Origin of the sequence: Nevskia soli, assembly GCF_903970205.1 — a bacterium.
Classification (GTDB): Bacteria; Acidobacteriota; Terriglobia; order Bryobacterales; family Bryobacteraceae; genus Bog-113.
On sequence record NZ_CAJCHS010000359.1, the window covers coordinates 1 to 8,462 of the forward strand.

Genomic DNA, 8,462 nt, shown 5'->3' on the forward strand with positions numbered 1-8,462 from the left:
GGCACATTCGTCGTCCGCCATCCGGTGTGAGCGTTCCAATCCGTAGACTGCGGGAAAAGTGATCTTACCTTGAGTCGCGTCCTTGCCGGCCGTTTTTCCCAGCGCCGCGGAGGATTCCTCAACATCCAGCAAGTCATCGACAATTTGGAAGGCAAGGCCGATGTGTTCGCCGTAATCTGTGAGTGCACCGAGCTGCGCGGCGGTCGCGCCGGCCCAGATCGCGCCCATGCGGAGACTGGCGCGCAGCAATGCACCCGTCTTCGCCTGATGGATGTAGGCGAGCAGCTCGCGCGTGGGCGTCTGGCGCTCGCCTTCGATATCCGCAACCTGTCCGCCGATCATGCCGTTGACCGTTCCGGAAGCCGACGCGAGTTCGCCGACCAGCCGGATGCGGACCTCAGCCGGGCAGCCATCGAGTTGCGCGAGCGTTTGGAACGCGAGCGTTAACAACGCGTCGCCGGCCAGGATCGCCATCGCTTCGCCGAAGACCTTGTGATTGGTCGGCTTCCCGCGGCGGAAATCGTCGTTATCGAGCGCCGGAAGATCGTCGTGAATGAGCGAATAGGTGTGGATCATTTCCAGCGAACAGGCGGCCGGCTCAACGCCCGTTACGTCGTCGCGAATGGCGCGCGCGGCTTCAATACAAAGCAGGGGACGAATGCGCTTGCCGCCTGCGAACAGGCTGTAGCGCATGGCGCGATGGATGGTTGCGGGCGTTTCGGAATCGGGCGGACACAGTGCGTCAAGGATTTGTTCGATGCGATTTTGACCGGCTGTTAGGTAGTCGGCCAGGTTCATCCTTTTTCCGGCCGGAACGGTTCGGGCTGCCATTTGCCCTCCTTTCGGACCAGCATTTCGATGCGCGTCTCGGCGCTTTCCAGCTGTTTCCGGCAGGAATCGCTAAGCGCCATGCCTTTCTCGAACAACTCCAGCGACTTTTCGAGCGGGAGATCGCCGCCTTCGAGCTGCTTGACGATTTTTTCCAGTTCGTCCAGGCAGGTTTCGAAACTAATGGCGGTCGGAGCGTCGGACATCGCTCCATTCTAGAAGATCGCGCTGTTCTCTCGCGTGCGGCGGCCTGTGGTGATGACCGCTCCGTCGCCGTCGCGGCTCGGTAACGTTCCTACTAGTGCGCCGTGGCCCAGGCGAGACCGTCCGCGCCTTTACCCGCATCGATGATGTTCAACACTTTCCAAGACGTCAAATCGATGGCCGCAACCTTGCCGCTCACATTGCATGAGACATACGCGACCTGGCCGTCGGGACGCATCACGATCTCCTGCGGCGCGCTTGGGACGTCGATCGTTTGCGCCACCTTCAGTGTGCTCAGGTCCACGACCGCGACCTTCTTCTCATGTGGAACGGCTACCAGCAGCCACTTGCCGTCGAGCGTGGAAGCCGTGCCGTAACCGAGGCCCGGGAGCGGTATCCACGTCTTCACCGAATTGGTCTTGGTGTCGATCACCGCTAATTGCGGTTTGGTTTGATCGGCGGTGAATACCATGCGGTCGTCCGGCGTGATGGAGATGCGCTGCGTCACTTTCGATATTGGAATCACGGTGATCTGTTTGCGCGCTTTCAGATCCAGCACCGATACGGTTCCCGGACCCACGTTCGCCGTATAGCCGCGTCTTCCATCGTGTGAGATGGCTAGCATGTGCGATTCGGGTTGTCCGGTCGGCACGGTCCCAACGACCTTCAGCGTTTTCGGGTCGAACACCGTGATCGAGTTATCCAGTTCGGTTGTTACGTAGAGCAGCCCGTCTTTGGGCCCGAACATCGCGCAGTGGGGCCTGACGCCGTGTCCGAAGTCGAAGGTACGGACCACTTTTGCGGATGGGATGTCGATCACGAGCATCGAGCTTCCGTCCGTCCCCGGTTTGCCGACGCCGGAATTGCCGTAGATCGGCACGTATGCGGTGAGCCCATCCGGTGAGGCGATGACCTCATGGCCGGTTACGGCGTTTTCAGGAACCGCGGTGATCTGCGAAGCGGTTGCGGGATCGACAATGCTCAGGCTGCGATCGCCTTGATTCGCGACCAGCAGGCGGTCGGCGGCGGCGGCGGAAAGGGTAGTCATGACGACACAGAGTAGAACTCGAGAGGGAAGCATAGGACGCATTCCATTCTATTCCTGCCGGGCGGCTCGGGTTTACTGAATCGACAGCCCATTCGGGAGCACGGCCTCCTGGGGCTCCGTCTGCTCATAAATCGAGACGGGCTGGAGCGGTGTGGTGGACGCCGCTGTCAGGCTGACCTCCATGGTGGTGGCGCTCGCGACGGTCAGCGAGTTGACTGTGATGCCGGAACTTGCAGGGAAAACCAGGGTCGTGACGCCTTGCTGGAAGGTCGTATTCGCGCCTGTGATGGTAAAGGTGGCGGTAGAGCCGTGGGTCAGCGAAGCAGGATTGATCGATGTAATCACCGGTTCCGATGGAGGCAGTAATTCATTAAACCCGCCCCGCATGAGGAAAATCGCCATCTCACCGCGATTGACCGCGTTGTTGGGACAATAATCCAGCGGGTTGGCCGCGCAACCGGTGGTGATTCCGTCCTGGTACATGCGCTGAATATCCGCAAACGCGAACGCACCGGCGGGGACATCGGCAAAGTAGGGCGTCGGATTCGACGTTACCGCGGTGGTCGTTCCGTAACGCGCCCGAATAATGAATATAGCCATCTCCGCGCGGGTCACCGGGTCTGAGGGGCAATAGTCCAAGGCGCTGCAACCGGTTGTTATCCCCAACTCATAGAGCTTCTGAATATAGGCGAAGGCCCAATAGTTAGTTGGAACATCCTGGAAGTACGGCGTCGGGGAATAAGTGAAGTTATCCGTACCTAGAACGGTACGTACCAGAAACACGGCCATCTGATCGCGCGCGACATTCTCATTCGGGCAGAATTCGCCGGCGGCGCAGCCTGTGGTAATACCTTTGGCGGCGAGTAGGTTGACCGCGTCGAAATCATAACTGCCGGGCGGCACATCGCTGAACGACTGCGAAGTGAAGTCGATCGTAACGGGTAGGGTCTGACCGGCGATGGTGACGGTGCCGGTAATATCCGAAGTCCCCGTGTTCGGAGGAAGCACGACGAGTATGGTTCCAATACCGGAGCCTCTTGCCGGGGAAAGAGTCACTCCGGGCATGTTGGATGTGGCCGTCCAGCTGCATTGCGGCGCGCCATAGATAGCGACAGCGATCGTAGCTCCCGACGACGAAGCGGCTAGAGCGGTCGAACTTACGGATTCCGAACAGCCGTTGGAGAGATGGAAGGAAACGGAATCGCCGGGAATGTCGTAGCCTGTGATGAAACCCGTTGCGATGAAGGGTCCACTCAGCGTGTTGGGAGTTAAGGGTCCGCTACTCGCGAGCCCGCTGTATTGATCGATCGTCGTGCTGTAAGTCGTAGCTGCCGTACCGTTCAACAGGAAGGTCGCGCTCGGTCCGGATGCCGGCACTGTAAACGTGATTGGCTCGCCGACGGGAGCATACACCTGGAGCGGGCTGAAGGATGCGCCTCCGAGCGACGCCTGGTCATCGCCGGAGTAGAGTTGCAGAACACTTTGAGAACCCAGCAGTAGCGCGGAGCTAGTACCGCTGAGAAGCAGGTCCGGAACGCCGTCACTGTTGAAATCCGCCACCAGCGGTTGCGCTGTGTTCGGTACGCCGCCGAAGATATATGGATAATCCAACAGACCGGAGCCGGTATTTAAGAAAGCATAAACTTGAGACGAACTGTCGACGCCGCAAACCAGATCCGGGTAACCGTCCCCGTTCACGTCCGCGATAAGGACCGTCTTTAGCTGAGAGAAGTTATACGCATAACCGAGATCGGTTGGAAACGCGCCGGTGCCGTCATTAAACAGTTGCACGACATAGCCGGCATAGTCGTTCGCAACCGCCAGATCCGGATAGCCATCTCCATCGAAGTCTCCCACAGCCAGTTGATCGGGGGATGCGCCTGCATAGAACATGGTCCCCGCGGCAAAGGTCCCGTTGCCGTTACCAAACATGATGATCAGATCTGTGTAATTGTCAATGATCGCAACGTCGAGCTTACCGTCCTGATTAAAGTCGCCAACGGCCAGGTCAAGAACGCCGTTTGGCACGGAAGCCCCGAGTGGGCTTTGGAAAGTACCATCCCCGTAACCTAGTGAAACGGCAAAACCCGCGCTGGAGTCGGCAATCACGTCCATGTGGCCGTCGTGATTTAGATCCGCGACACCGAAGACTGAGAAGCTTGTAGGGAGAGCAACCGGAGAACCGAACGTGCCGTCTCCGTGGCCGAAAAGAATCTGAGCCGAAGCTGTGTAGGAACTACTGAGGAGAATATCGGGGTTGCCGTCTTCGTTAAAATCAGCGACGAAGAAGGTATTCGTGCTGACCGGTGCAATCGCGATGGGAGCGCTGAACGTGCCATCGCCATTGCCTAGTTCCACGCAAATCGTTTCGCTCAGTTGGTCGATGTATAGGATGTCGGGCTTTCCGTCGTGGTTGATATCCGCGACGCTGGTCCGGGCCAGACGGGTCCCCGCGGGAATCGCGCCGGTGGGTACTCCTAAGGAAGCGGACGGCAAATCGGAGACCTCTACGGTCACAGCTTTCGAGTTACTTGGTAAATAGCCGGCGCTTAGTATCGCTCGCGAAGTAAGCACGTGCGTGCCTGGTTGCAGAAGAGTTGCGTTGAAAACAGCTTTGCCTCCGGATGCTTTCGTGCTCCCGAGCAGGTTCGGCCCATCGAAAAAGCTGACACTGCCGGAAAAGGTAGGCGGGCTTAGAGTCGCCGTCAACGCCACCGGGGCTCCGAAGATCGCAGTAGGAGAAGCTGCCGAGAGCGTCGTCGTGGTCGCCGCGTCATCAAGGAAGAGTTGCACACTCCCAGCGGCGGCCGAAGTTGATACGACATCGAGCTGACCCTGCCCGTCAAGCGCGTCGACGACCAATGCCGCGCCGGATGCTCCGGTGGGCCCGATCGTGACTGGCGAGCTGAACGATCCGGCGGATCCGTAGAGGATCAATAACTGTCCGCCGGCGACGACCGCGATATCCGTTTGTCCATCGCCGTTGAAGTCGCCGAGAGCGACCGCCGTCGGAGCCGCCCCCAGGCCGATGTTAGTCGCGGGCTGGAAGGTTCCGTCACCGTTTCCAAGGAGGATCGATAAGTCGTTCGAGGCGGCATTGGCAACTACCAGATCGGTCTTACCGTCGGCATTGATGTCGCCCCCCGCAATCGCGATCGGTCGCTGGTCGGTCCCGAACGAACTGCGCGTTCGAAACGTTCCGTCGCCATTGCCGAGTAAGATCGAAACCGTATTCGCGCTCGCGTCCGCGACTGCGATGTCAGCCAGGCCATCACCGTTGAATTCACCCACCGTTAGTGCGGAAGGAGTCGCGCCCGCCGCCACGGTGGATAGCTGCGAAAAGCCGGCGCCAGGCGTGTTCAGCGCGATGCTGATGTTACTTCCCGACCCATACCCAATGGCAAGGTCGGGCGTGCCATCGCCGTTGAAATCCGCGACCGCCAGGGCTGTCGGGTTGGCGGGTGTTGCCAGCGTGGCCGTTGGCCCAAAGTAACCCGCGTCGTTGCCGGTCATGAACTGGATGGCGGCGGTCGACGAGCTTGCAACAACAAGGTCGGGAGTGCCATTAAGATCGAAATCCGCTACCGCCATTGCCTGCACACCGGGAAGCGAAGTAGCGGAACCTACGGGTATTGAAAACTCTCCATCGTCATGACCGAGCAGCACTGAGATGGCGGAAGATGTGGCACTGCCGCTAATCAGGTCAAGGTAACCGTCGTTATTAACATCCGAGACGGCAATCGCGGTCGGCGCTGGACCGGTTGTAAGCGACTCGCCGGGCTGCAATGCCCCGCCTGAGGCCTCTGTAATTGAGACCGGGACAGCCGCGGACGTGCTCGCGACGAGCCCGGGCTGACCCTCGTAGCGGGCTACGATGTCATGCGTTCCCGCCGTTGAAAACTCAACGCTCAACACCGTTTGCGTGTTGGTGACAGCGCCGGCGCCCACCACGTTTACGCCGTCGTAAAGAGTAATCGTCCCGGCAACCGGAAAATACTCTTGGTCCACGGCAGCTGTAGCTGTAAAAGTAACCGCCTGGCCCACAATCTGAGTCGATAGGTTGGCAGATAGCGTTACCGAAGTATTGATATAGAGGTTAGACAGAACGATAGGGGACACGCTGGACGCGTGAGTGGCGTCGCCCGTGTAGACGGCGAAGACGTAATTGGCCCCGAGGTTAGTAGATGAAAGCACTCCTGACGCCGTGCCCGCGACTAATGGTTCATGAATCGCGATTGAATCAGAATTGAGAGTCGGGGTGGTGTTGTCGAAGAAGGAAACCGAACCGGAGGCAGACGCTGGAGAGACATTCGATGTAACAGTAAGCGGCTGATTGTCCAAACCGCTCAGCGGTGACACTGTTAGCGAAGTTGTTGTCGGGGGCGCTCCCAGGAAAACATACCCATCTCCTGTCGTTGACGTCTCATAAATATCCAGCCGGCCGTCTCCGTCCCAGTCGAGAAAAACCGGGGTGCTGGGGTTGTAGTTTAGAGAGACAAAGACAGGAGCCTCCGGTTGCAGCGTTCCATCGCCGTTACCGAGGAACAGCGAGATGAAGGAGGACGGGCTGCCGGCCATTACGTCCAGTTTTCCGTCTCCGTTGAAGTCCGCAACAAAGATCGACGACGATTCCGAGTCGGATGAGATAGGCGCTGGAAGTGAAAAGGTCCGTGATTTGGATCCGGGTATTACCTGAAGCAGGTACGGGTCCGGATATGCCTTCGTTTGTGAGACGAGATCGTCGATGCCGTCCCCGTTCAGGTCGCCGGTAGCCAACGCAAAATACTCAGTTGGGGTGGTTGAGATGGTGACGGAAGAGAATTCTGCGGAACCGTTGCCGAAAAAGATGAATAGACCCGATACTCCAAGAACCTGACCGGAGAGGGCGATATCGGTGTTGCCGTCTCCATCGAAGTCGCCGGTCACCACCTGGCCGGTTTGCACGGCTAGTGACTCGAAAAACTGGAAGGTCCCGTCGCCGTTTCCGAGGTAGATATTGGTCTGCCCGTCCGTTACCGCAACCAGATCCGGAACGCCGTCATTATTGAAGTCTCCGAGCGCGGCTATGAAAAACTGCGAGTCGGGTTCGAGCGGCGCGAGAGGTGGTTGGAAAGTGCCGTCTCCGTTACCCAGGAAGACCACAACGCCGTTCGTTAATGCCGCGATATCGAGATGACCGTCGCCGTTGAAATCACCCGTGATGACTTGGCTCGCACTGACGTCCGCGCTCAGTAGCGTTGCGGGACCATACTTACCGCCGCCTTGTCCGAGCTGAACGTGCAGATTGTAGTTTTGATCGGTCCACACCAGGTCCAAGAGTCCATCGTTATTGACGTCGGCGCTAGCCAACAGCGCGCCGTTCGGCTGGGTGAGTGTGGTCGCGGCCAGAAACCCTCCCCCGGCCAACGTATTTACGTTGAGGGAGACGGACGAAGACAAACTTCCCGCGTACGCATTCGTGCCCCTGAAGCGAGCTCTCAGCGCGTGCTGCCCGCTAGTCAAATCGGGCGTTCGCAGGGTAGCCACGCCTCCCGCCAGCGTAGCGCCGCCCAGCGGGACCGCGCCGTCCAGAAACTCAACGTTTCCGCTCGCCCCCGGCGGTGTCACGGTTGCTGTAAGCGTTACGACTTGGCTTAGCACCGCTGGATCGGGACCGACTGTCAGGCTGGTAGCGGTTGTCGTTTCCGCGTAAGAGATAAGTTGGCCGAAAAGGCAGCTGAACGCAAGAATTGGGATGAAAACGCGCAAGTCACCGATAGGATACCGAAATCATAGTAGCAAAAGGATATGAGTTCGCATTTTTAGTACTGTGGATGATTTACTTTTGTAAACAGGTGACCGCAAGAAACGGATATCGAGTTACCGCGGATCCGGGTAGCCTCGGATTAAGGACCTATCCAATGTCATTTCTCATCAGCGCATTGCCTAAATCGAAGTTCGAACATCTACTCGCCTCGCCTGCAGCGGACCATGTCGTGCGAACAGTTGCAACGAAGAAGCCGGGCTTTCCGTGCCGCGTTAGTCTGGCCGACGCTGAGATCGGCGAGGAGGTTGTGTTGATCCATTACGAGCATCAGTCTGCCGCCACGCCGTTTCGGTCCAGCCACGCGATCTATGTCCGTCCGAACGCGAGCCAGGCGAATCTGGACGTGAACGAAGTCCCCGCGATGCTGCGTTCCCGTGTTCTGTCGCTGCGCGCGTTTGACGAGCAGGGAATGATGGTTGCCGCCGATCTGGCGGAAGGCGCGGCCGTCGAGAAACCGCTGGAAGAACTGTTTGCGGACCCATCGGTCGCGTACATCCACATTCATTTCGCGAAGCCCGGATGTTATGCGGCACGGGCCGACCGGGTCAAGGCCTAGTGTTCAGCGAACCAGCTCAA

The 8,462-nt window shown here is 58.7% G+C and carries 5 protein-coding genes; 1 reads left to right on the top strand and 4 read right to left on the bottom strand.

Annotated features, from left to right (window positions below; genetic code table 11):
- The 4 genes from H1Y01_RS15715 to H1Y01_RS15730 all read right to left on the bottom strand — a co-directional run.
- A partial coding sequence (locus H1Y01_RS15715; protein WP_180541458.1) for a polyprenyl synthetase family protein occupies nucleotides 1–831 on the bottom strand: 831 nt, incomplete at its 3' end.
- Nucleotides 795–1,034 carry an exodeoxyribonuclease VII small subunit gene (xseB, locus tag H1Y01_RS15720; RefSeq protein ID WP_180541459.1) on the bottom strand — a complete coding sequence of 80 codons (240 nt, stop codon included), beginning with the start codon at nucleotides 1,032–1,034 and terminating at the stop codon, nucleotides 795–797. The genes H1Y01_RS15715 and xseB, both read right to left, overlap by 37 nt.
- A gap of 92 nt (nucleotides 1,035–1,126) precedes the next feature.
- On the bottom strand, nucleotides 1,127–2,113 hold the full coding sequence (locus H1Y01_RS15725) for a beta-propeller fold lactonase family protein (protein WP_180541460.1): 987 nt from the start codon (nucleotides 2,111–2,113) through the stop codon (nucleotides 1,127–1,129).
- Nucleotides 2,114–2,152: 39 nt separating this feature from the next.
- Complete coding sequence (locus H1Y01_RS15730; RefSeq protein ID WP_180541461.1) at nucleotides 2,153–7,828, bottom strand: FG-GAP-like repeat-containing protein; 5,676 nt, start codon at nucleotides 7,826–7,828, stop codon at nucleotides 2,153–2,155.
- A gap of 152 nt (nucleotides 7,829–7,980) precedes the next feature.
- Here H1Y01_RS15730 and H1Y01_RS15735 point away from each other — a divergent pair, with 152 nt between their 5' ends.
- A complete protein-coding gene (locus H1Y01_RS15735; protein ID WP_180541462.1) occupies nucleotides 7,981–8,442 on the top strand; it encodes a DUF1203 domain-containing protein in 462 nt (153 codons plus the stop codon).
- Nucleotides 8,443–8,462: the final 20 nt, after the last annotated feature.

Excerpts from the sequence above, each read along its gene's own strand:
- xseB (WP_180541459.1), bottom strand. The coding sequence starts at position 1,034 with ATGTCCGACGCTCCGACCGCCATTAGTTTCGAAACCTGCCTGGACGAA.
- H1Y01_RS15725 (WP_180541460.1), bottom strand. The coding sequence starts at position 2,113 with ATGCTTCCCTCTCGAGTTCTACTCTGTGTCGTCATGACTACCCTTTCC.
- H1Y01_RS15735 (WP_180541462.1), top strand. The coding sequence starts at position 7,981 with ATGTCATTTCTCATCAGCGCATTGCCTAAATCGAAGTTCGAACATCTA.